This is a genomic window from Exiguobacterium sp. s6 (assembly GCF_018618155.1).
GTDB classification, from domain to species: domain Bacteria; phylum Bacillota; class Bacilli; order Exiguobacteriales; family Exiguobacteriaceae; genus Exiguobacterium; species Exiguobacterium mexicanum_A.
In genome coordinates, this window is the sequence record NZ_JACSLN010000001.1 from 1,561,802 (window position 1) to 1,584,662 (window position 22,861).

The following is a 22,861-nucleotide window of genomic DNA, read 5'->3' on the forward strand; positions in this document are numbered from 1 at the left end:
GTCAAAACCACCCTTTCATTTGATGGAACGCTCCAGCGAGTCGCTCGGCCGTGACGCTCGCAACGGTCACCTCAGCGCCGAGCAGGACGAAGCGGATCTGCCCGTCCCGATTCTTTTTATCGTGTCCCATGCCTGCGAGATACGTGTCAAACGATTGCCAGTTGACCGTTGTGATGCCTCCCCGCCTCATGAATGAAGCGAGGGTTTCGGCCCGCTTCTCGTCGCCCGAGACGAGGAAGGCGTACACCATCCCGTAGAGAATCGCTTCCCCGTGCGACAACCGGTATGCCTCAGCCGACTCCAACGCATGGCCGAACGTATGACCGAAATTCAGCCACGCCCTCACGCCTTGTTCGCGTTCATCGGCCTCGACGACTAATCGCTTCACTTCGATCCCTCGTGCGAGCCACGTTTCCCAATCGAGCGGTCCTTGTGCCAAAGCTGTGAACAACTCGGTCTCAAACGAGTGACCGAGGACGTAACGTGACAGATAGGCGTGCTTAATCAATTCACCGAGCCCGCTCAAGACGTCCCGCGCGGACAACGTCTCGAGACGGTCCACGTTATAGTGGACGCCCGCCGGTTGATAGAAGGCACCGATCGCATTTTTCGCGAGCGGATGGTTCACCGCGACTTTCCCACCGACGGCCGAGTCATGCGCGAGAATCGTCGTCGGCACTTGTATGTAACGCACACCGCGCATATAGACGCTCGCTAAAAAGCCGGCTAAATCCCCGACCATGCCACCTCCGAATGCCACGACGAGCGTATCCCGGTCACAACCGCCCGTCAATCCGTCCGTGACGAGCCGCTCAATCGTGTCGAGCGACTTCGAGCCGTCACCCGGGCGGACGACCGACCAGACGACGTTCCGATGTTTATGCGCGAGCCGTTCCCGGAACGCACTTCCGTGCAACCGGTCGACCGTCTCATCTGTGACCACCCAAACGGTGGAGCACGAGAAGTAAGGGACGCGGTCGAGCCAGGCGTCCCCTCGTTCAATTGTGACGTCGTACGGGGTCGAGGCGTTCACATGGAGCGTCACCACGTCCGAATCTCCTCTCGGTACGCGGCGACACGTGACTGGATCCGATTGACCGTGTCATATCCGAACGTCTCGCATAACTCGCGGGCGAGCTCAAACGCGACGACGGCCTCGACGACGAGCGAGGCGGCAGGGACGGCACAGGCGTCACTCCGTTCGATTTGCGCGAGAAACGGTTGTTTCGTGTCGATATCGACGGATTGGAGCGGTTTATATAGCGTCGGGATTGGCTTCATCACAGCCGTACAGACGATCGGCATGCCCGTCGTCATCCCGCCTTCGAAACCGCCGAGATGGTTGCTCAGCCGCGTATAACCGTCCGGGCCATAGGCGATCGGGTCCATGACTTCAGAGCCTGGTCGATACGCCATCTCGAACCCATCCCCGAACGCGACCCCTTTAATCGCGTTGACGCTCATGACGGCGCGGGCGATGGCCGCGTCGAGTTTTCGGTCGTATTGGACATACGACCCGAGCCCTGGGATGACGCCATGCACTTCCGTACAGACGACACCGCCGAGCGAATCACCGGCAGCTTTCGCCTCGTCGATTCGATTCATCATCGCCTGACCTGCCGCCTCATCCATCGTCCGGACCGGCGACGCCTCAATCGCGGCGTGCAACGTGTCGAGCGACTCGTATGATGTCTCGGCCGTGACACCGCCGATCACTTTGACATAGCTCACGAGTGACATGCCGACCGCAGCGAGCAGTTGCTTGCTAAGTGCCCCGACAGCGACACGGGCCGCCGTCTCTCGAGCGCTCGAGCGTTCGAGCACGTCTCGCAGGTCGCGATGGTCATACTTCAGTCCGCCGACGAGGTCGGCATGACCCGGCCGTGGCCGGACGACGCGACGCTTGATTTCAACATCCGCGTCGACCGGTTCGGCCTGCATGACGTTTCGCCAATGGGTATGGTCCTTGTTCTCGATCCAAAACGAAATAGGGGCCCCTGTCGTCACCCCGTGACGAATACCGGCCCTCACCTCGATTCGGTCTGATTCAATTTGCATGCGACGGCCGCGTCCATAACCCGATTGCCGTTTGGCAAGCTCGTCATTGATTGCCTGCACGTCGACTTCAAGCCCGGCCGGCACACCCTCGATGATGATCGAGAGTCCGGGACCGTGCGATTCTCCTGCCGTCAAATAACGCATGTGCGCCACCTCACTCTTCAAATTTTTCGTAGAAGAAACTTTGTTTCATCTTGTAGCCATACCGTTTCGGTTGAAAGATTTGCTCCGTGCCTCCGACGAAAAGGATCCCGCCCGGGCGAAGCGAACGGTGGAATGATTTATAAACTTTCTCTTTCGCTTCCTCGGTGAAATAAATCAAGACGTTGCGACAGACGATCAAATCAAAATTCCGCTCGTACACGTCGGCCAACAAGTTATGTTTTTTAAACGTCACCAACTTCTTGATGTCTTCTGTGATGTAATAGTCGTCCCCACGGCGAGTGAAATAACGCTGCCGAAAATCAGGGGGCAAGTCGACGAGCGCCCGCTCATGGTACTTGCCTTGCTTCGCTTTTTCGATCACCACATCATCTAGGTCCGTCGCCGTGATCGTGAACTGGGCGGGTGACAAATGTTTCGATAATAGCATCGCTAACGAGTACGGCTCTTCTCCGGTCGAACAGGCCGCGCTCCAGACACGCAATTTGCCTTGACTTTTTCGGATGAGCTCGGGTAAGATATCCGTCTCAAGCTGCTGCCAGCGGACGGGGTTCCGATAAAACTCGCTCACGTTGATCGTCATGCGGTCTAAAAATTCATCGTACAATCCTCGATCCGCTTCCATCGCTTTGAAATACTCGATGAACGTGGCATACCCTTTCTTCTCACGAAGCGCGATCATCCGCCGCTTCATCTGAGCCTCTTTATATAAATTCAAGTCGATCCCTGACTTCAAATAAAACTTTTTAACGAAGATGGCATAATCATTTATCACCAGTTCCAACCTCAATTCTTTCTCTTCTCCTAGATCATGTCGTGCCAAAACGAGTGAGAGCGCTTCAATCCCAATATAAAAAGGGACAGGAGGCCCCCGTCCCTTTTATCGTCATCAAACGTGTGATGCTTCAGTGGCGAACCAGAGTGACAATTCACGCTCTGCGCTCTCCACGCTATCTGAACCATGGATGACGTTTTGTGACATCGTCGAGGCCAAGTCGCCACGAATCGTTCCAGGTTGTGCGTCAAGCGGGTTCGTCTTCCCGATCATCAACCGAGAGACGGCGACGATATTCTCGCCTTCCCATTCCATCGCCACAACAGGACCAGACGTTAAAAAGTCGACTAGCTCTCCAAAGAACGGCTTTTCCTTATGTTCCGCATAATGCGATTGTGCAACTTCCACTGATGGTGTCAACAATTCAAGACGATTCAACGTATAGCCTTTTTGTTCGAAGCGCGAGATGATTTCCCCAATCAATCCACGTTTCACGCCATCCGGTTTCACCATTAAAAATGTTTTTTCCATTCCCCTAATCCCCCTAAATCGATATGTGTACCATGTACGTTATTAGTTTACACGGTCATCACCATTATTGAAAGGGTTTACAAGGTGCCGATTACCATTTTCGTTTCCCGATGTACTCGGCAATCTCGATGAGGGAGCGTTTGTCGGCCACGTCCGGTAACCCGTCAAGACGTCGGATCGCCCGGTTCACATAACGGTCGATCGTCCGTTGGCTCCGCTCGAGCGTCCCGTTGCGTTGCACTTCACGAACGAGCGTGTGCGTCAAAGCATAATCAGACGAATGACTGACTTGTTGCAACCGATCGAAAAATTCCGGATTTTCCGCTGAATAGAAGAGCGGAAGCGTTTTATGACCGTGTTTCAAATCTTCACCGACCGGTTTTCCGAGTTGGAAACTTTTTGCGGTGAAGTCGAGCAAGTCGTCCGTCATTTGAAACGCCATCCCGATATCATAGCCGAACAACCGCAGCTGTTTGACAACGTCAGGAGAGGCTCCCGAGACGACGGCACCAGCCGCACAACTCGTCTCGATCAACAGCGCCGTCTTGCGGGCGATGCGGTCGAGATATCGTTTCGGAGATTGGGCCCAGTCATATTGATCTTGGATTTGATTGATTTCCCCGACACAGATCAGTTCCATCGTATCAGCCATGATTTGCATCACGTCTGGGGAATCGATCTCAGAGACGAGCCGAATCGCTTCACCGAACAACGTATTACCGGTGTACATCGCGACCCGTTCATCGTAACGTTCCATGACGGTCGGTTTGCCGCGGCGCAATGTGGCGTCATCGATGACGTCGTCATGAACGAGCGAGGCCATATGAATCAATTCTAGACTCGCCGCCACTTTCGTCAATCGGATGTCTTTCGTCTGTCCGAATCCGGCGCTAAGCAGGACGAACGCCGGCCGAATCCGCTTCCCGCCCGCGTCTAACAGTTGTTTCGAAGCCGCTTCGATGACCGGATGATCGGTTTGGACTCGCGTCGACAAGAACCGGTCAATCTGTTCAATCTCTCGGTTCATGTGGCGATAAAGTCGCTTCAAAGACATCGGTCACCACTTCTTTCCTAAGTGCATGGCACACGCACCGCCGGAGAACGCCTTCACTTCGACTTGTTCGAATCCTGCCGTCTCAAACATCCGTTTTAGCGTCAACCGGTCCGGGAATTGATCGGTCGATTCTTGGAGCCACTTATATTGATCATACGAGCCGGCAAACACTTTACCGAACAGCGGCATGACCGATCCAAAGTAAAATCGGTATAGCTCGCTGAAGAGTGGTGCCGTCGGTTGGCTCGTCTCGAGACAGACGACCGTACCACCCGGCTTCAACACCCGGTGCATCTCACGGAGCACCGTCATATAGTCCGGAACGTTGCGAAGACCAAAACCGATCGTCACATAGTCGAACGAGTGATCGCCGAACGGCAATGCCATCGCGTTACCATGGATGAGTTCGATCGTCGGATATTCTTCCACTTTCTCTTGTCCGACCGCGAGCATGTTCTCGGAGAAATCGAGACCTTTGACGACACCGGTATTCCCGGCCGCCTCGGCGAGTTGAATCGTCCAATCAGCCGTCCCGCAACAGACGTCGAGACATTTAGCCCCTGGGAACACTTGCATGCGACGCATTGTCGCTTTGCGCCACCATTTATGCAAACGGAAGCTGATGATCGAGTTCATCGTATCGTAGCTCGGTGAGATTGATTGAAACACGTCATATACTTTTTGCTCTTTTTCTTTCGGTTGCAATACGTAACATCCTTTCCGTTCTAAGCGACAGCGTGCGCCAGGAGCGTCGATAGCTGTTCTCGTTGTTCTTGGCGCAGTTCCGCCGCCTTTCGTTCGATGATCGTTTTTCCGTATGCGGTCAAGTAAGCCTGACCGATCACTTCAGAAAACGTTTTGATCAATCCGAAGTTCGCTTCCATCCACGTCGTGACAGGTACGTCTGCGTCTAACGCAAGTGTACATTTCGCCCCGTTGACGAGCTGGACCGTCCGGCCGAAGCGATTGCTATAATCGGCAGGAAACAGGGCCAGAATTTTATAAAATTGAGCCGAGGCATAATCGCCGGCGAGCACTTTCAATTGCCGCTCGAGCGATCCGTTCGGACTATCCTTTACTTGATCGTGCAGTTCGAGCGCTTGGTGCGCAAAATACGTCGCAAGCACGAGCTGACGTTGTTGATTCGATTCGATTTCAATCATCTCGACCATCCAACGAAGTAAAGGCATGTCGACTGCGGGTACAATCTCGTGTCTCGTCAAATACGGATGGGTCATGCGTTCTTCGATTTGACGAGCAAGGTCGGTGACAACGGTTTCGTATGTCATCTGTTCCATGCTATCCCCCCTCGTCCTCTTCGTTGTCATTCTGACATAGTATAGCACATTTTTGTCACATTCACGCCATGTGAACTCGCTTTCCACCACAAAAAAAGCCGCCTTTCGGCGACTTATGTATTGCACATTATTTGACCGCATCTTTGAGCGCTTTACCTGCTTTGAAGGCAGGAACTTTGCTCGCCGGGATTTCGATATCTTCTTTCGTACGTGGGTTACGGCCTTTACGGGCAGCACGTTCACGAACTTCAAAAGTACCAAAACCGATCAATTGAATTTTATCACCGTTTTGGAGTGCTTCAGTGATAGATTCGAATGTAGCTTCTACAACTTGTGTAGCTTCTTTTTTCGAAACGTTGGCTTTCTCCGCAACTGCTTGGATCAATTCAGTTTTGTTCATCACGATTCACCTCCTCTCACAGGGAGTTTACGGGATTAATCATATCGTACAAACGTTGATATGACAACATTTTTTAAGTGAAAAGCCCATATTCGACCCGTTCCGACGATCAGTTGTTTAAAAACTCGACCTCACCTTGTTCATTAATCGTGTACCCTTGCGAATAAGCAGGGGCGAACGGGGAGTCATTATAGAGCAAATATCGAATGTCTTCCCCGACTTTCGGCTCTACATCCGTGTTCTCAAGGGCGGCTTCAAGGTCGGTCCGGTAATCGACAAATAATTGCCCGGTCCCGTCGACATAAATCGGCAACTCGGTATCGGTGTATGGACTCGGGACCGTCGGTTCTTCTGAGACGAAGATGAGATCATAATCGATCGTGAATTGATTCTTGCCGACCGACCCGTCAAACGGAAATTTCCCTTCTTTGGCCCGAAAGGCGTTAATGTTCGTCTGTAACGTTTGCAACCGTTCGGTCACGCGCAAATCAATGAGCTTGACCGTAGGCTCGGTCTCGGCGTCGACAAGGACATATAAGAACAAGCCGCCCCCTTCGAAACTGTTCGCCGGCGGATCGGCCAAATAACCAGGCACGAGACGGGCGAATTCGATCGGGTAACGCTCCATGAGAGGCGTTTCAGCCGGTTTCGTTTTGATTGGCAAGACACCGGTCGTCTCTTTGAACGAATCAACGGCCGTCTGGACCGATGTCAATTGATCTTCATACGGCACGTTATCGACCCGGTTCGAGTCCGGGAACATACATCCACTGAGCACGGTCGCCGCCAAAAGACTAGCGACCAACAAAATCCGTTTCACGTGTTATCCTCCTGTCGGTCCTGAAGCGACCACATAAATCATGATGATCGTTCCAAATAAAAATATGACGAATGCGATGACGCGGACGAGCGCCGCGAACCATCCCGATAGCTTCGTATGGCTGATTGCCACCATGAGCGCGGCGATGGCAAACGCTCCAATCCCCGCAAATGAAATCCACATCTTGATGAGTGACGGTGTCACGTCTATCCCCTCGACTTTCTCTTTAATTCTTTCTCCGTACATAAGTGTAGCAAAAAAAACAAAGGAACTGAACGAAAACGTCAGTCCCTTTGCTCTTCGCCGCCTTCGAAATGGAATACTTCTTCCATCTCATGCTTTTGCGGGCGTCTCATTAACTTTTGTACTTCATCATGCGGGCTCTTGCCTTCGAACAATACGTTGTAAAGGGCTTCCGTGATCGGCATTTCGACACCGGCTTCCCGAGCGAGTGTATGCGCCGCCTCACAGGCACGAACACCTTCGACGACCATTCCCATATGACCGAGCACGTCCTCGAGTTTTTCACCGCGGCCGATCGCGTTCCCGGCGCGCCAGTTACGGCTATGCTGAGACGTGGCCGTGACGATTAAATCACCAATCCCGGTCAATCCCGAGAACGAGGCCGGGTTGGCACCGAGTTTGACCCCGAGTCGCGCGATTTCAACGATCCCGCGCGTCATGAGCGCCGCTTTGGCATTATCGCCGTAACCGAGGCCGTCCGTCATCCCCGCAGCGAGCGCGATGATGTTTTTAAGGGCACCGCCATACTCCGCTCCGATGACGTCCGAGTTCAAATACACCCGGAACTGATCGTTCGTGAGCAACTCTTGAATCTCATCGGCCACATCCAAATCCTCGCAGGCGATCGTGATCGTCGTCAATTTACGGACCGCCACTTCTTCCGCGTGGGTCGGGCCGGTCAAAACACCGATGGCCCGGCGTTTCGCCGGATCGATTTCTTCGGCGATGATCTCCGACAGACGTTTGTGCGTCTTCGGTTCGATCCCTTTAGCGGCGTGGACGAGAACGGCCGGCTCTGTGAGAAGTGCGTTCAACTCACGAGACACCGGACGAATCGCCGAGCTCGGGACGACGAGGAACACGATGGAGCGGCCGGCGACCGCTTCTGCCAAGTCCGTCGTCGCTCGAATCGAGGTCGGTAACGGCGCATCTTTCAAATACGTCGAATTCGTGTGGTCGGTATTGATTTCATGCACATGCTCTTCTTCACGTCCATAAAGCAGGACGTCGTGTCCGTTGTCAGCGAGGACGAGTGATAACGCCGTTCCCCAGCTCCCTGCGCCGATGACAGCAACTTTTGCCATAGAAGGCACCCCCATTATTAGTTTTTCTGACGCGCCACGATATGAATCGGTGTACCAGTGAAGTCAAATGCGCGACGAATCTGGTTGTCTAGATAACGTTTGTACGAGAAGTGAAGCAACTCTGGGTCGTTGACGAACAACACGAACGTCGGCGGCTCGATGGCCACTTGCGTCGCGTAGTTGATCTTGAGTCGCTGTCCTTTGTCCGTCGGTGTCGGGTTCATCGCGACCGCGTCGACGATGACGTCGTTCAACACGCTCGTCGAGATCCGACGACGGTGCGACTCGGCCACTTCCTTGATGACCGGAAGCAACGTCTGAAGACGTTTCGACGTGAGAGCCGACAAGAATACGATCGGCGCGTAGTCGAGGAACAAGAACTCTTTACGAATCTTCTCTTCCATCTTCTTCATCGTCTTATCGTCTTTGTCGACGGCATCCCACTTGTTGACGACGAGCACGATGGCTTTCCCCGCTTCGTGGGCGAGGCCGGCGACGCGTTTGTCTTGTTCGATGATGCCTTCTTCGCCGTCGATGACGACGAGGACTACGTTCGAACGTTCGATTGCCTTTTGGGCACGCATGACGCTATAACGCTCGGTTGATTCATACACTTTTCCGCGTTTCCGCATACCAGCCGTATCGATGATGACGTACTCTTGTCCATCCCGTGTGAACGGTGTATCGATCGCATCACGAGTCGTCCCCGCGATATCCGAGACGATGACGCGTTCTTCACCGAGAATCGCATTCGTCAAGCTCGATTTCCCAACGTTCGGACGTCCGATGAGCGAGAACTGGATGACTTCTTCATTGTATTCATAATCATCTTTATCTGGCGCCAAATCGAGAACTTTGTCGAGCAAGTCTCCAAGCCCGAGTCCGTGTGTCCCCGAAATCGGGAACGGGTCGCCGAATCCGAGCGAATAAAACTCATACATGAGTTCGCGCATCTCGAAGTTATCGACTTTGTTGACGGCGAGGACGATCGGTTTGTTCGAACGGAACAACAAGTTCGCCACTTCTTCGTCTGCCGCTGTAATGCCTTCGCGTCCGTTCACCATGAAAATGATGACGTCCGCCTCATCGATCGCAAGCTCGGCCTGGTGGCGCATTTGAACGAGAAGCGGCTCATCACCGACCTCGATCCCGCCTGTATCGATTAAATGAAACTTACGGTTCAACCACTCACCCGTCCCATAAATGCGGTCGCGTGTTACCCCCGGTTTATCATCGACGATCGACACGCGATCTCCGATAATCCGGTTAAAAATCGTGGATTTCCCAATATTCGGGCGGCCTACGATGGCCACTGCTGGAATTCCCATATAAACACCTCTCTAACTTTCATTCAATAACTGATCGTTTCTAATTGCAACTGTACTATCATATCACAGCGCTATTTCCGTGACCATACAAAAAGAAGCGGGAGTCTGGCTCCCGCTTGAACGACCGTCTTATTTAGAATCGTCCGAGGTCTCTTCTCCTGTCAATTCAGAGACAGAGAACCCTCCTTGGTCACTATACTCGTCAAGCAGCGATTGGTCCGCGTCTTCACGCGTCGAATCACTCGACTCGAGCGCACGCATCGAGAGTGAGATTTTCTTCTCATCAAGATGGACATCGAGCACTTTCACTTTCACGTCTTGGCCTTCTGACAACACTTCAGACGGCGTCGCGATGTGTCGGTTCGCAATCTGCGAGATGTGCAGCAAACCTTCGACTTGCGGCGCGACTTCGACGAAAGCACCGAACGTCACGAGACGTTTGACTTTCCCGTCGATCTCGTCGCCCGGTTGAATTTTACCTTCCACCGATTCCCACGGTCCAGGTTGCGTCTCTTTGATCGACAACTTCACTTTCTCGTTGTCGAGGTCAAGTCCAAGCACTTTCACTTTGACTTTGTCTCCTTCAGTCACAACATCGCTCGGTTTCTCTACCCGGCTATGGGCCATTTCCGAAATGTGGACGAGTCCGTCGACGCCGCCGATATCGACGAATGCACCGAAATCAGTGAGACGTTGAACCGTCCCTTCGATGATTTGACCGACCTCGAGCGATTCGAGCGTCTCCGCTTTCTTCGCGCTCATTTCAGCTTCAGCAACCGCTTTATGCGACAAGATGACGCGATTTTTCTCGCGGTCAATCTCGACGACTTTAACCGTAATCGGTTTATTCAAGTAGGATGAGAAGTCTTCGACAAAGTGGTTTTCTACGAGCGAAGCCGGGATAAATCCACGGATACCGATGTCAACGACAAGACCACCTTTGACCTTGTCTTTTACCATGACTTCGAACACTTCGCCAGATTCGAATTTCTCGACGATTTGATCCCAAGCTGCCTCGGCATCCACGTCTTTCTTCGAAACGACCACCTCTTCGTCCGTGACCTTTTTCACTTTGACACGGATTTCGTCGTTAACATGGAGTGATTCGTTTAAATCGTCTAAATGCATGCTTGATACTTCGCTGATTGGTAAAATTGCCTCGGTTTTATAACCGATATCGATCAACGCTTGTTTGTCCTCGATTTTGACGACAGTACCGGTCACAATTTGACCTCGATTAATCTCAAAATCAGGCATATCTTTCATTTCTTCGACCATTCCAACACTACCCCCTCACGATGAGTACAAAAAGGAACGCCCTAAGGCGCTTACACCTAGTATAAACTTCTTATAATTCGAAAGATTTGTCAAGGTGTTATCAGGTTAGTTCCTTTCCTGGCGCGAGATTAAACCTGAAATTAACGAACGTTCCGTGAATGCTGCATGTACAAATCACCGATCGTCGCCATAATCAAATCGGCCGCGGTTTGAGCACTCGCCTTCTCCGCTTTTAGCCCGCTCAAGTCGACTGGCTTGCCGATCACGACTTTAAGCTTCGAACGGAACTTATATGTGCCGATGATGGCTACCGGAAGCACCGAGGCGTCCGAGCGGAGCGCAAAGAACCCGACTCCGGCCTGGGCTTTGCCGAGCGTCCCGTCTTTCGAGCGTGTCCCTTCCGGAAAGATCGAGATGACCTCGTCTTCCTTCAACTTTTGCAAGACGACACGGAGTGCCTGGCGGTCGCCTTCTCCGCGTGACACAGGGATTTGACCAGCGCGGTTCAAGATATGTTTCAATACCGGGACTTCAAACAACTCTTTTTTCGCAAAGAAGCGGAGCTGGCGTTGTTTCGGCATCGCCCCGGCGAGAAGTACCGGGTCCCAGTTCGATTGATGGTTTGAACAGACGATCATCGACCCGTCGAGCGGGACGTTTTCCCGTCCGATATATTCGACGCGGAAACTCAACCGGCGAATGATATTGACGACGCCCACCGCGAGACGATACATGCCGAACGGCCCATTGTTGAGTGGTCTCATCGTTCAATCACCTGCTTCATCAATTGCTCGATCGCCTCGACGACCCCGTCGATCGACAGCTCGGTCGTGTCGAGGTAGTGCGCGTCGTCCGCTTGGCGAAGCGGAGCGACCTCTCGTTCCGAGTCGCGCTTGTCGCGGAGGGCAATCTCAAGCTGTAACTGTCCGAGGTCGCTCGGCAACCCTTTCGCCACGTTCTCTTCGTGGCGACGGCGGGCCCGTTCTTCGACCGTCGCCGTCATGAACACTTTCAAGTCGGCGCCTGGTAAGACGTGCGTGCCGATATCACGGCCGTCCATGACGATTCCGCCTTTACTCGCGAGGTCACGCTGTAAATCCATAAGGGCAGCCCGTACTTCCGGCTGGCGCGCGACGAAACTGACGTTGTTCGTCACTTCGCTCGTCCGGATGACATCGGTCACTTCTTCCGTGCCATCGAACACGCGTTGACCGTTCTCGGACGGAACGAGACGTAAATCCATCTTGTCGATCATCTCAGCGAGCATCGGACCGTCTTCGAGACCGACGCCGTCTTGAAGCGCGCGATACGTGACGGCGCGATAAATCGCACCCGTATCGATATAGACGTATCCTAGTTTTTTAGCGAGCGTTTTCGCGATCGTGCTCTTGCCGGCCCCAGCCGGTCCATCTAATGCGATTTGTAATGGTTTATTCATAAAAATTGGGTATCGGCTCATCCCAATACCCGCCTCCTCTCGGTCATTTGTTCCGAGAACATCATACCAGTTTTTTATCGTGAAGAAAATACGGAGCCGGTCCGTTTTCTCGCTTCGAGCTGGGCTCGGAAGCAATAACGTAAAATCGTCTCCTGGTCCCGGTGTGATAACTCTTCAAAGCAAAGCGACAACTCTTGTTTGGCCGTCTGTTCATGGATGCGGACGAGGCGGCTCTTGACGCGGAACGTCTGCGGCACGCCCCGGTCATCATTAATAAGGAACGTGACGATCATCGACTCGTCGACCGCGACCGGGGCTCGATTGGCCACGATTCGCATACCGCCGGCCGACACGTCGAGCGACGTCGTCTCAAACGATGGGAACGCCTGGCCGTCCTCGGCGGATACGGTCACATTGATCATTTCAGGGACACGTAAATATTCACGGCGCTGCACGCGCTTGATTTTCTTTTCATCCGGCAACGCGAAGGCGTAGCGAAGCGTCAGTTGCGCATCGCTCACCCGTCTCGTCACGACCGTATCAAACGCATAGAGCTGCTCTTCTCCTACGAAAAAATAGACACGCATCGATTCGTCCTCGTGCAAGAAAAACGTCTTTAACGTATCCGTCTCACTCGGGGACTCGATCCAGACGACTTGGTCGTTGATAGCCGCGATTTTTGTCTTTCCTTCTTTTCTCCCTTCGACTTCTACCCGTAACTCTTGTCCTACTTTTAACATGAAACGATTCCCCTTTTATTCTATTTGTACTGGCGATGGTTGGAGCGATTGGCGGTCCGCACGAGCAAAAGCGCGACCATCCAAAGAACGACGATGTAGACGACAGCCGGCACTTTGTTCATCGGTTCGACGAGCAAGATATAGTCGAACATGCCATGCAACAATGTCGCCGCCATGACGGCCGTGAACAGCCAGAAGCGCTCATGGGCGGAATGTTTGGCCCGGCCGAGGCAAAACCCCATCACGACAGCGAAGAGCGCATGCCCACTCACCGGCAACACAGCACGCCAAATGGCGATTTCAATCGAGTCGTACACCCATAAATATAGAAAATTCTCTAACGTGGCAAAGCCGAGTGAGCAGGCGACCGCATAGAGAATCCCGTCGTAGTAATCATCAAAGACTTTATGTATGTATATTGTATAATAAATCATGAACCACTTAAAAAACTCTTCTAATAGCGCGGTGGCCACGAACGCCTTCCAAAACGGGCCCACGAGCACCCCTTCTTCCACGAACGCATACTGCACGAACATGATCGGAAAGACGAGAATGGCCCCGGCGACGAACGAACGGATCACATAGCCGAGCGGTTCCGCTTCCAATTCATGCCGGAGATAGAAGTAGGAAAGAAGGGCGAACCCTGGCGCAACCGCAGACAAGGCGATTGCAATCATGATGCATCTCTCCTTTCTCACGTTAAGCATACACTGAAATAGAGGAAAGAAAAAGTAGGTCGCACCTAGAAATTGGAAGAAACGAACAAAAAAGTTGGAGGTCTGTTTATGAACCATTTATTACTGATCCACACCGGCGGCACAATCGCCATGTCTCAATCGGGGTCGGGACATGTCATGCCGAGCGAAGTCAATCCGATCGACGCGACGTTACCGAAAGCGACGGACATCGCGAATATCACAACGAAACATTTCTCGAACATCCCGTCGCCGCACATGACGCCCGAGAAAATGCTCGAGCTCGCCCAGTTCATCAATCAACAATTGACACAAGACACGTACGATGGGGTCGTCATCACTCACGGGACGGACACACTCGAAGAGACGGCCTACTTCTTACAAATCACGCTTGGTGCACCGGTACCGATCGTATTGACCGGAGCGATGCGCTCGTCAAACGAGGTCGGCTCGGACGGCGAATTCAATCTCATCACGGCGCTTCGGGTCGCCCAAAGTGATGTGGCACGCGGCAAAGGCGTGCTCGTCGTCTTCAATGGTGAAATCCACTCCGCGTTCAACGTCACGAAGACGCACACGTCCTCGGTCGACACGTTCAAATCGGTCCACTTCGGCAACGTCGGTATGGTGACGAAAGATCACGTCCTCATTTATAGTCAGCCGACGACAAAACAACCGAAAATGATTCCATCGATCACGAAACGGGTCGCGGTGCTGAAAGTCGTCGCCGGGATGGAGCCGGACCTGCTCGAGGCGGTGCTCGCGCTCGGCTATGACGGGCTCGTCCTTGAAGTACTCGGGCAAGGGAATGTCCCACCGTCAATCGTCCCCGCGCTCGAGATGCTCGTCGAACGGATGCCGGTCGTCATCGTCAGCCGTTGTTTCAACGGAATCGTGCAAGACGTGTACGGCTACGTCGGCGGCGGCCAGCAACTGAAAGAGATGGGCATCATCTTCTCGAACGGTCTCAACTCACAAAAAGCGAGACTTCGCCTCCTTGTCGAGCTCGAGGCGGGTTCGTCCCAAGCGGTCATGGAACATAGCTTCAGCTTCCAACAGTGAGTTGGCGGCTTGCCAACCGTTTCGTCCTTCCATACAATGAGGGATGAGGTGATTTCATTGAATAAACATGCTATCGTCGTCGGCGCCGGACCATGCGGACTGTCGGCTGCGATCGAATTAGAACGGATCGGCATCTCGTGCACGGTCATCGAGCGCGGCAATATCGTCGATGCCATCTATCGGTATCCGACCCATCAAACGTTTTTCTCTTCTGCCAGCTTGCTCGAAATCGGGGATATCCCGTTTATCTGTAAAGATTTGAAACCGCGTCGTCAAGACGCGCTCGTCTACTATCGGGAAGTCGTCAGCCGGACCGGTCTCAACGTCCAACCGTTCGAGACGGTCGAAACGGTCACGCGTTCCGAGGACGGGTTCATCGTTCGGTCACGCCATGACCGTGACGGCGTCAAAGAACGCCAAGCCGATTATGTCATCTTGGCCACCGGGTATTATGGCCGTCCTCGTACGTTGGACGTCCCAGGTGAAGAGTTGCCGCACGTCACGCATTATTTCAAAGAAGCGCATCCGTTTTACCGACAACGTGTGACGGTCATCGGCGGAAAGAACTCCGCGGTCGACGCGGCCATCGAGCTCGAGAAGGCCGGTGCCCACGTTACGGTACTCTATCGCGGGGACGGCTACAGTCCGTCTGTCAAACCGTGGGTCCTGCCGACGTTCGACTCGCTCGTCCGTCATGACAAGGTGCGACTCGAGCTCGAAGCGGAGATCGTTCGAATCGAACCGCATCACGTCGTCTATCGTCAGCATGGTGAAGAACATCGGCTCGAGACCGACCACGTCCTCGCCATGACGGGCTACTTGCCCGACCATGGGCTGTTCGCGGATGCCGGGGTCCAAGTCGATGAGGAGACCGGTGTGCCCTCGTTTGACGAGACGACGTTCGAGACGAACGTCGACAGCTTGTTCATCGCCGGTGTCGTCGCCGCCGGAAATGACGCCAATAAGATCTTTATCGAGAACGGCCGCTTCCATGGCCAAGCGATCGCCGAGACGCTTCGGGAGCGTAACGGTGTGACAACGTAATCGACAAAAAGAGGGAGAACCTGGCGCCAGGTTCTCCCTCTTTTTGCTGTTTAATTATACCCAACCGCGGAAACGCGATGCTTCCGCCATCTTGCGTACACCGACCATATAGGCGGCGAGACGCATGTCGACTTTACGGGCCGATGACGTGTTATATACCGTATTGAACGAGTGGACGAGCACTTTCTCAAGCTTCTCTTCCACTTCCTCTTCCGTCCAATAGTATCCTTGATTGTTTTGAACCCATTCGAAATACGAGACGGTTACCCCACCGCTCGAAGCGAGTACATCCGGGACAAGCAGGATGCCGCGCTCTGTCAAGATGCGGGTCGCTTCGTTCGTCGTCGGTCCGTTGGCGGCCTCGACGACGATGGACGCCTTGATGTTGTCGGCGTTGTCTTCGGTGATTTGGTTCTCGATCGCGGCCGGGACCAAGATGTCGCAGTCGAGTTCTAACATTTCTTTGTTCGAGATCGTGTTCTTGAAGAGCGTCGAGATCGTCCCGAACGAATCTCGACGATCGAGAAGATACGGGATATCGAGGCCGTTCTCATCGTGAATCGCACCATATGCATCGCTGACGGCGATCACTTTCGCCCCGGCGTCATGCATGAACTTCGACAAGAAGCTACCAGCATTCCCGAACCCTTGGACGACGACACGCGCCCCTTTCAATTCGATCCCACGGCGTAGCGCCGCTTCCCGGATCATGATGGCGACACCTTTCGCCGTCGCCGTCTCACGTCCATGCGAGCCACCGAGCACGAGCGGTTTACCAGTGATGAAGCCCGGCGAATTGAATTCATCGATGCGGCTATACTCATCCATCATCCACGCCATGATTTGCGAGTTCGTGAACACGTCCGGCGCTGGGATATCTTTCGTCGGTCCGACGATTTGACTGATGGCTCGGACATAACCCCGGCTCAATCGTTCGATTTCACGGAAACTCATCTCACGCGGATCACAGACGATCCCGCCTTTACCGCCACCGTATGGAAGGTCGACAATTCCGGCCTTCAAGCTCATCCAGACCGACAACGCCTTCACTTCGACCTCCGTCACGCTCGGGTGGAAGCGAATCCCACCTTTCGTCGGTCCGACCGCGTCATTATGTTGCGCCCGGTATCCTGTGAAAATCTTTGTCGATCCGTCATCCATACGTACCGGGATGCGGACGGTCAACATCCGAAGTGGCTCTTTCAAGAGCTCATACATCTCTTCTGGATACCCGAGCTTATCAAGCGCCTCGTGTATCACTTCTTGTGTCGATTCAAGGATGTTTTTTCGTTTTTGATGACCTTTTTCTTGATCCGTAATCATGAAGGTTTCCTCCCCTAAATTGTCAATTCTCCCCCAAGAATCAACCTCGTATTCGTTTAAAAGTATAGCTGATACGCGCCCAATTTGAAAGGCTTTTACAAAAATAATGAAAGCGTTTTCTAAAATGAAAAAAGAAGGGGGAATTCCCTTCTTACTTTTCTAGTGCCAGTTCGATGAATCGCTCTAACAGCTCACCGTACGAGATCCCGACGGCCCGGGCGCTGTCCGGGAACAAGCTGAGCGGTGTCATACCCGGAAGCGTGTTCGTCTCTAAAATATAAGCGAGCCCATCTTCAGAGACGAGGAAGTCCGAACGAGAATAACCGCTGCATCCGAGGGCACGGTGTGCTTTGATGGCAGCCGTTTGAACTTCTTCAGTCAACGCTTCCGGCAACTCGGCCGGACAGACGTGAATCGATCCACCTTCTGAATACTTCGACTCGTAATCGTAAAATTCATTTTTCGGGATGATCTCGATGACCGGGAGTGCGGCCTCAGCCCCGTGATTCCCAAGGACGGGTACCGTCAACTCACGGCCTTTAATATATTGCTCGACCAAGACAGCCGTATCGCATGCAAACGCTTTGTCAATCCCTTCACGGAGCATCGCTTCGTCCATCGCAATCGTCAATCCGTTCGATGACCCTTCTTGGGCCGGCTTGACGACACATGGGAATTCACCACCCCACTCGACGACTTTTGCGTCGATATCGTCGCCCGACTCGATGAGGACGTCACGGGCGATGCGAATGCCGGCGGCGGCGAAAATAATTTTCGCACGGGCTTTGTCCATCGCAAGCGCTGATGCCAAAACGCCCGACCCCGTGTACGGCAAGCCTGCCATCTCTAAGAGCGACTGGACACGGCCATCTTCGCCGTATTTGCCATGCAGGGCGCTGACGACGACGTCGGCTTGAAGCGTCAACAGCTCATTGGCCCGGTCCGGGTGAAAATCAATCGCCACGACGTCGTGACCCCGTTCTTCAAGCGCTTCAATCATTCCTTTACCACTCGTGAGCGACACTTCCCGCTCACCTGATACACCACCATATAATACCGCGACTTTCATCAAATCTCTCCTTCGGCTAACTTCTCAAAAATTCAAGTTTTATCATACCATGTGTCGGCCGAAAACAATAGAAACAGAACAGTAAAAAAGCCGTACTTACGCGAACGTATCGTACAGCTGTTTCACGGCTTGTTCAGTTTGAATCGTCTTGCCATACTCCATCATGACGTACGGGCTGACGGTCGTCGTGCGGCCGTATTCCGACAAGATGGCGGCCAACCGCTCTTCGACGTCCGGTTTGAGAACTTCGACAAAGTGTAAATAATAGTGTCCGTCATAATGGTAGAGCGCCCCGCCCTGTTCTGTATCCTGCATGTGCGGGAATAGACGGACCGAGGCGTTGATGACGTCCTCGATATCATCAAACTGATAAATCAGATGATGAATCACATCGATCGTCAAACGGATCTCGACTTGTTCTTGATCCGCATCCGGGACGGCTGCCTCGACTTTTTGGACGTCGATGACGAGCCCATCACGGGGAAACATCGTCACGTTCAAGTCGACGGTGCCTTGGGGCATGAAACCGAATTCCGCTTCCGCCGTCTCGAGCAATTCCCGCCACAAGTCTTGACCACTCTCCCCGACAATCGTATCGATGGCAATCCCTCGAATCGAAAGGTCACTCGCCGTCAAATATACTCTTAAATGTTCTTTAGTTTGCTTTTCAAATCTCAAACGAAAACCTCCAAAGATTAATCAATCCTACTTTATAAGCTACTCTCGTTTGTGCAACCTGTCAAATAGTTGACAACCACTCGGTCCATGCTTCGGGCGTATCTCCAAGGAAGGCCGACTCAAACTCGGTCGCGTGAAGGCTGACCGCGTAACCACCGGCCCCGATGACGAGATCGGGATGATCCGCTTGGATAAATCGCATCGCCTCTTTCAGGTCCTCGAGATGTTCCGTCAACGTGCAGGAGAAGATCAAGCACTTGGCGTCGATATCGTGCAACGCCTCATTTAAATCCTCTTTCGGGAAGCCCGCACCAAGGAAGATCACGTCGTATCCATATTGACGCAAGTAAAGCGTCACGAACAACAGACCGATCTCGTGCATCTCGCCCGGGGCACACACACAAATGATCCGCGGTAAAAATGGGTTCATCGGCATCTGCAGCGAGAGGGTCGACAATCGGGCCCGCAAAAAAGCGGTCGCAAAATGCTCATGCGCGATCGTGATGTCCCCATTCTCCCAACGCGTCCCGATCTCCATCAACAACGGACCAATAATATCTTTCGTGACCTTCTCAAAACTGAACGTATTAAAGGCACGATTGATCAAATCGTGCGCCTTGCGTTCGTCAAATGAAAGTAACGCCTCGAGCAACCCGTCCATGAGCTCCTCGTCATAGAGGCGGGCAGGCTTCGGCTTCGGGGCTTCATGAAGTTGTTGAATCGCTTGGGACACGGTCAAGCCTTCCCGTTGTTTTTCAACGACCCATTTAATCTTTTCGACGTCTTGGTCGGAATACAATCGGTGGCCGGATTCGGTCCGGCTCGGCACGATGAATTGATAGCGGCGTTCCCACGCTCGAATCGTCGTCGGGTTGACCCCGGTGAGCGACGCGACCGTCTTAATGGAGTACTTCGGCACAGCAGCCCCTCCTTTCCTACAAGTTCTTCTTATTTAGTATAGACCCATCTGAAGCGCTTTACCTGTTTTATTGTGCAATTCCTGTGAGAAATTGGTGAGATTGTGCGATTGGTTCGACAAAACAGAGATTGCTCATAAAAAAATACGACGTCCCCGTCGTATTGTCAGAAAAATATTGTATGACGACCTATATATAAAAATACGAGAATAATGGCAAACATCGTCAATGTCAGCATCATGGCGAGCGGCCGTTTCAGCCAATTGTCGTTCAATTTTTCTTTCCGCTCATGCTCTTGTCGTTCAGCGCGAGACGGCAACGTGTCCACCACTTGTTCACGAAGTGAGTCCGCTTGGTTCCGATGTCGCAACGTGTGCCCTCCTTTACCTTTTTTATCATTTTACTATGATATCAATCAAAGGAGAAGATACGAGATAAACGATGTTTCCAATCTGTCACATTTTTAGACACAATTTGAACCGACGGCGGGAACACGATCTCCCCACAGACGTCGCAACAATCGGCTTGTTTGATCGGTTGTTCCGAGAAATAGTTCAACAAGTAATCGCGCCGGCACGTCTTGATGAGGGCGTAGTCCATCATCTGTCCGAGTTGACGATAGCGGGCCCGCTTTCTATCTTTTACCCAATCGATCGCCTCGGCAAGCGTCCGCTCGGCGAGCATCTGGTTCAACAATCCCCAGACCGGGTCTTCCTCGTTCAACCGCAAGAGACGCGGCAGTTGGGCCAGACTCGTGCCGTTGTCGCGTTCTAAATACGCGAGACGGATGTCTTTGTCTTTCGGATATTGTTGGTCGATCAAAAACTGTTGAATGCGTTCGTCGCCTTCGGCATAGAGCAAGACGGCAAATGCGGGTTCGCCGTCTCGTCCGGCACGACCGATCTCTTGCATGTACGCCTCGAGGGTGGCCGGGATTTGATAATGGATGACCGAACGGACGTTGTCTTTATTCACACCCATCCCGAACGCACTCGTACATACCATGATGGCGACTTCATCTCGCAAAAATTGCGATTGCACGAGCCGGCGGTCCTCAGTCGACATGCCACCGTGATAAAACAAGGCGTCGTCAAGATGAAGAGCGAGTGCTTCGGCCTCACGCCGTGTCGCCGTATAGATGACGGCCGGTTTCGGGACGTCATGGACGAGCTCGCTCAACCGCCGCATCTTGTCCTCGGACTCGAGACGTTCGACGATGAGTCGAATCTCAGGCCGGTTTGCCGAATGCACGAACTGCGCCGGCGAGAACAACGCCAACTTCTCGATGATATCCCGTTTCACCGTCTCCGGGGCCGTCGCGGTGACGGCCATGCACTGCGGGCTGCCGAGTTGTTTACGCAACTCGCCTAGACGGGCATACTCGGGTCGGAACTCATGGCCCCACTGCGAGATACAGTGGGCCTCGTCGACGACGAGCATTTGAATCCGCGTCCGAGCGAGCGCCCGCGTCACGTGCGGCACGGCGAGTTGTTCGGGCGATAAGTATAAGAAGCGATAACGCTTCAAATGGTTCAAGATGTCTTGTTTCTCCTCGAGCGTCTCCATCGATGTCAATCGCGCCACTCCCCGCTCGCCGCGTTCACGGATGTGGAGCATCTGATCTTCGATTAGCGACAAGAGCGGTGACACGATGATGGTCAGCCCGTCATTTTTAAGATAGGACGGGAGTTGGAACGTCAACGACTTGCCCGCTCCGGTCGGCATGATGGCCAACACGTCCTGGCCGTCGGCGACCGCTTCGATCACATCCCGTTGCCCGGGACGGAAGCTGTCGTAGCCGAACACCCGCTTCAACGTCTTCTCAAACAAATGTCTCACCTCGTTTCAATCTCGCGAACACTAATCGGATTTGATAGTAACTGATCCCGTCGATTTGTTCAAAAATCGGCTTGAGCGCCCAGCTCGACTCGTCACGCAACTGCTCGACTTGCTTGATTTGCTCGAACGGAACAAATTGGTCGAGCGGGAACTCATCTAAATACATCGCCATCTCGACGACGTGGTCTTCAATCGTACTCGTGCGCAACCGTCGCTGGGACTGGACTTGTTGGAACGTTCGACCAGCCGAAAACTGCTCATACGACTCGCGCGCCGATAGCGTCATCCGCTCGATCGACAAGCCGTGCGCGAAGCCGAGCAACTTGGCATCCCTTGGCAACTTCCACAACAGGGCGTTCCAGCCGGCCAAGAAATAGAGCCGAGCCGTGCGCGCATCGACATCGAGAAGTGAGGCGATTTGTTCATACGTGTATCCTGTCTCGAACGCACCGGTGAACCGATAGACGACGGCGGTCGCGTACGGGTCCCCCACTTCTTCAAGCGCCGTTTCAAGCTCCTGGTGAAAGCTGTGGATCAGCGGTTGCCACTCCCGCTCGGTCCGGACGATCTGTTTGACCCAGCGTTCGGCCAGACGATCGGCCTGCACCGGATAGAACGTCCGCTCATGCTCGAGCGACATGAACGTCTGGACGAACAAACTGAGCCGCTTCCACGTCATCGTCGTATAGTCCCGATACTCACCGCCGAGTCGGTCGAACAGCTCACTGACCGCCTCCGGCGAAGCGAGCATCTTGCCGGCCTCGGTCAACGTGAAGCTCGAACGGTTGAGCCAGCCTCGCTTCTCGAACGAGGCGAGCAGTTTCTCATAGTCGTACTTCGTATAGGGGAACAATCCGAAAATTGGTTCCAAGTCATAAAAAAAGGCATCTTGCAGTGTCGTCGCCGAACGTTTGCCGTTCAACACATGAAACAAACTGCGCTCGCTGCGCTCCCCTTTCAAGCGCTCAATCGAAAGCAACAACACCCCGTCCGCTAAATGAACCATCGTTCCACCTCCTCGGTC

Annotated in this window: 26 protein-coding genes; 2 read left to right on the plus strand and 24 right to left on the minus strand. The window is 53.3% G+C overall.

Annotated elements, in window-relative coordinates:
- Nucleotide 1: 1 nt before the first annotated feature.
- The 17 genes from KNP75_RS08095 to prsW all read right to left on the minus strand — a co-directional run bounded on the left by KNP75_RS08095 (nucleotide 2) and on the right by prsW (nucleotide 13,887).
- On the minus strand, nucleotides 2-1,048 hold the full coding sequence (locus tag KNP75_RS08095) for a 3-dehydroquinate synthase (protein WP_215190195.1): 1,047 nt from the start codon (nucleotides 1,046-1,048) through the stop codon (nucleotides 2-4).
- The gene (aroC, locus tag KNP75_RS08100) at nucleotides 1,042-2,202 is read right to left on the minus strand and encodes a chorismate synthase (protein WP_215190196.1); all 1,161 of its coding nucleotides are present in this window, start codon (nucleotides 2,200-2,202) and stop codon (nucleotides 1,042-1,044) included. Before aroC ends, KNP75_RS08095 begins: the two co-directional genes overlap by 7 nt.
- A 10-nt stretch (nucleotides 2,203-2,212) precedes the next feature.
- On the minus strand, nucleotides 2,213-2,992 hold the full coding sequence (locus KNP75_RS08105; RefSeq protein WP_034779832.1) for a CheR family methyltransferase: 780 nt from the start codon (nucleotides 2,990-2,992) through the stop codon (nucleotides 2,213-2,215).
- A 117-nt stretch (nucleotides 2,993-3,109) separates the two neighbouring features.
- A complete protein-coding gene (gene ndk, locus KNP75_RS08110; RefSeq protein ID WP_034777324.1) occupies nucleotides 3,110-3,526 on the minus strand; it encodes a nucleoside-diphosphate kinase in 417 nt (138 codons plus the stop codon).
- Nucleotides 3,527-3,617: 91 nt separating this feature from the next.
- Nucleotides 3,618-4,580: a polyprenyl synthetase family protein gene (locus KNP75_RS08115; protein WP_034777323.1), complete on the minus strand. Its 963-nt coding sequence runs from the start codon at nucleotides 4,578-4,580 to the stop codon at nucleotides 3,618-3,620.
- Between the two features lie 3 nt (nucleotides 4,581-4,583).
- The gene (locus tag KNP75_RS08120; protein WP_034777322.1) at nucleotides 4,584-5,285 is read right to left on the minus strand and encodes a demethylmenaquinone methyltransferase; all 702 of its coding nucleotides are present in this window, start codon (nucleotides 5,283-5,285) and stop codon (nucleotides 4,584-4,586) included.
- 20 nt (nucleotides 5,286-5,305) lie between these two features.
- The gene (locus KNP75_RS08125; RefSeq protein WP_034777321.1) at nucleotides 5,306-5,878 is read right to left on the minus strand and encodes a heptaprenyl diphosphate synthase component 1; all 573 of its coding nucleotides are present in this window, start codon (nucleotides 5,876-5,878) and stop codon (nucleotides 5,306-5,308) included.
- Nucleotides 5,879-6,005: 127 nt separating this feature from the next.
- On the minus strand, nucleotides 6,006-6,278 hold the full coding sequence (locus tag KNP75_RS08130) for an HU family DNA-binding protein (RefSeq protein WP_021067196.1): 273 nt from the start codon (nucleotides 6,276-6,278) through the stop codon (nucleotides 6,006-6,008).
- Nucleotides 6,279-6,387: 109 nt separating this feature from the next.
- Nucleotides 6,388-7,098, minus strand: a complete 711-nt coding sequence (locus KNP75_RS08135; RefSeq protein WP_034777320.1) for a hypothetical protein — start codon at nucleotides 7,096-7,098, stop codon at nucleotides 6,388-6,390.
- Between the two features lie 3 nt (nucleotides 7,099-7,101).
- Nucleotides 7,102-7,302: a DUF2768 family protein gene (locus KNP75_RS08140; RefSeq protein ID WP_034777319.1), complete on the minus strand. Its 201-nt coding sequence runs from the start codon at nucleotides 7,300-7,302 to the stop codon at nucleotides 7,102-7,104.
- 80 nt (nucleotides 7,303-7,382) lie between these two features.
- Complete coding sequence (locus KNP75_RS08145) at nucleotides 7,383-8,426, minus strand: NAD(P)H-dependent glycerol-3-phosphate dehydrogenase (protein WP_034777318.1); 1,044 nt, start codon at nucleotides 8,424-8,426, stop codon at nucleotides 7,383-7,385.
- Nucleotides 8,427-8,443: 17 nt separating this feature from the next.
- Nucleotides 8,444-9,754: a ribosome biogenesis GTPase Der gene (gene der, locus KNP75_RS08150; protein ID WP_034777316.1), complete on the minus strand. Its 1,311-nt coding sequence runs from the start codon at nucleotides 9,752-9,754 to the stop codon at nucleotides 8,444-8,446.
- A gap of 129 nt (nucleotides 9,755-9,883) precedes the next feature.
- Nucleotides 9,884-11,032 carry a 30S ribosomal protein S1 gene (gene rpsA / locus KNP75_RS08155; protein WP_215190197.1) on the minus strand — a complete coding sequence of 383 codons (1,149 nt, stop codon included), beginning with the start codon at nucleotides 11,030-11,032 and terminating at the stop codon, nucleotides 9,884-9,886.
- A gap of 140 nt (nucleotides 11,033-11,172) precedes the next feature.
- On the minus strand, nucleotides 11,173-11,796 hold the full coding sequence (locus KNP75_RS08160) for a lysophospholipid acyltransferase family protein (RefSeq protein ID WP_034777314.1): 624 nt from the start codon (nucleotides 11,794-11,796) through the stop codon (nucleotides 11,173-11,175).
- A complete protein-coding gene (cmk, locus tag KNP75_RS08165) occupies nucleotides 11,793-12,470 on the minus strand; it encodes a (d)CMP kinase (RefSeq protein WP_034777312.1) in 678 nt (225 codons plus the stop codon). Before cmk ends, KNP75_RS08160 begins: the two co-directional genes overlap by 4 nt.
- 74 nt (nucleotides 12,471-12,544) lie before the next feature.
- The gene (locus KNP75_RS08170) at nucleotides 12,545-13,210 is read right to left on the minus strand and encodes a flagellar brake protein (protein ID WP_215190198.1); all 666 of its coding nucleotides are present in this window, start codon (nucleotides 13,208-13,210) and stop codon (nucleotides 12,545-12,547) included.
- Nucleotides 13,211-13,230: 20 nt separating this feature from the next.
- Nucleotides 13,231-13,887 carry a glutamic-type intramembrane protease PrsW gene (gene prsW / locus KNP75_RS08175; RefSeq protein WP_034777310.1) on the minus strand — a complete coding sequence of 219 codons (657 nt, stop codon included), beginning with the start codon at nucleotides 13,885-13,887 and terminating at the stop codon, nucleotides 13,231-13,233.
- A gap of 108 nt (nucleotides 13,888-13,995) precedes the next feature.
- On the opposite strand from prsW, the gene KNP75_RS08180 reads away from it, so the two are divergent.
- Complete coding sequence (locus tag KNP75_RS08180) at nucleotides 13,996-14,967, plus strand: asparaginase (protein WP_034777308.1); 972 nt, start codon at nucleotides 13,996-13,998, stop codon at nucleotides 14,965-14,967.
- A 36-nt stretch (nucleotides 14,968-15,003) separates the two neighbouring features.
- Nucleotides 15,004-16,011, plus strand: a complete 1,008-nt coding sequence (locus tag KNP75_RS08185) for a YpdA family putative bacillithiol disulfide reductase (protein WP_215190409.1) — start codon at nucleotides 15,004-15,006, stop codon at nucleotides 16,009-16,011.
- Nucleotides 16,012-16,065: 54 nt separating this feature from the next.
- On the opposite strand, the gene KNP75_RS08190 is transcribed toward KNP75_RS08185, so the two are convergent.
- The 7 genes from KNP75_RS08190 to KNP75_RS08220 all read right to left on the minus strand — a co-directional run bounded on the left by KNP75_RS08190 (nucleotide 16,066) and on the right by KNP75_RS08220 (nucleotide 22,843).
- On the minus strand, nucleotides 16,066-17,334 hold the full coding sequence (locus tag KNP75_RS08190; RefSeq protein WP_021067184.1) for a Glu/Leu/Phe/Val family dehydrogenase: 1,269 nt from the start codon (nucleotides 17,332-17,334) through the stop codon (nucleotides 16,066-16,068).
- Nucleotides 17,335-17,485: 151 nt separating this feature from the next.
- Nucleotides 17,486-18,403: a D-alanine--D-alanine ligase gene (locus KNP75_RS08195; protein ID WP_215190199.1), complete on the minus strand. Its 918-nt coding sequence runs from the start codon at nucleotides 18,401-18,403 to the stop codon at nucleotides 17,486-17,488.
- Between the two features lie 96 nt (nucleotides 18,404-18,499).
- Nucleotides 18,500-19,081: an adaptor protein MecA gene (locus KNP75_RS08200; RefSeq protein WP_034777305.1), complete on the minus strand. Its 582-nt coding sequence runs from the start codon at nucleotides 19,079-19,081 to the stop codon at nucleotides 18,500-18,502.
- Nucleotides 19,082-19,142: 61 nt separating this feature from the next.
- Entirely contained in the window at nucleotides 19,143-20,000 is an 858-nt protein-coding gene (locus KNP75_RS08205) for a MerR family transcriptional regulator (RefSeq protein ID WP_034777304.1), read from the minus strand.
- A 164-nt stretch (nucleotides 20,001-20,164) separates the two neighbouring features.
- Nucleotides 20,165-20,368: a hypothetical protein gene (locus KNP75_RS08210; protein WP_034777302.1), complete on the minus strand. Its 204-nt coding sequence runs from the start codon at nucleotides 20,366-20,368 to the stop codon at nucleotides 20,165-20,167.
- Nucleotides 20,369-20,409: 41 nt separating this feature from the next.
- Nucleotides 20,410-21,837: a RecQ family ATP-dependent DNA helicase gene (locus KNP75_RS08215; RefSeq protein WP_215190200.1), complete on the minus strand. Its 1,428-nt coding sequence runs from the start codon at nucleotides 21,835-21,837 to the stop codon at nucleotides 20,410-20,412.
- Nucleotides 21,821-22,843, minus strand: coding sequence for a YpbB family protein (locus tag KNP75_RS08220; RefSeq protein ID WP_251128216.1), 1,023 nt, complete (start codon nucleotides 22,841-22,843; stop codon nucleotides 21,821-21,823). The genes KNP75_RS08215 and KNP75_RS08220 overlap by 17 nt, the downstream gene beginning before the upstream one ends.
- Nucleotides 22,844-22,861: the final 18 nt, after the last annotated feature.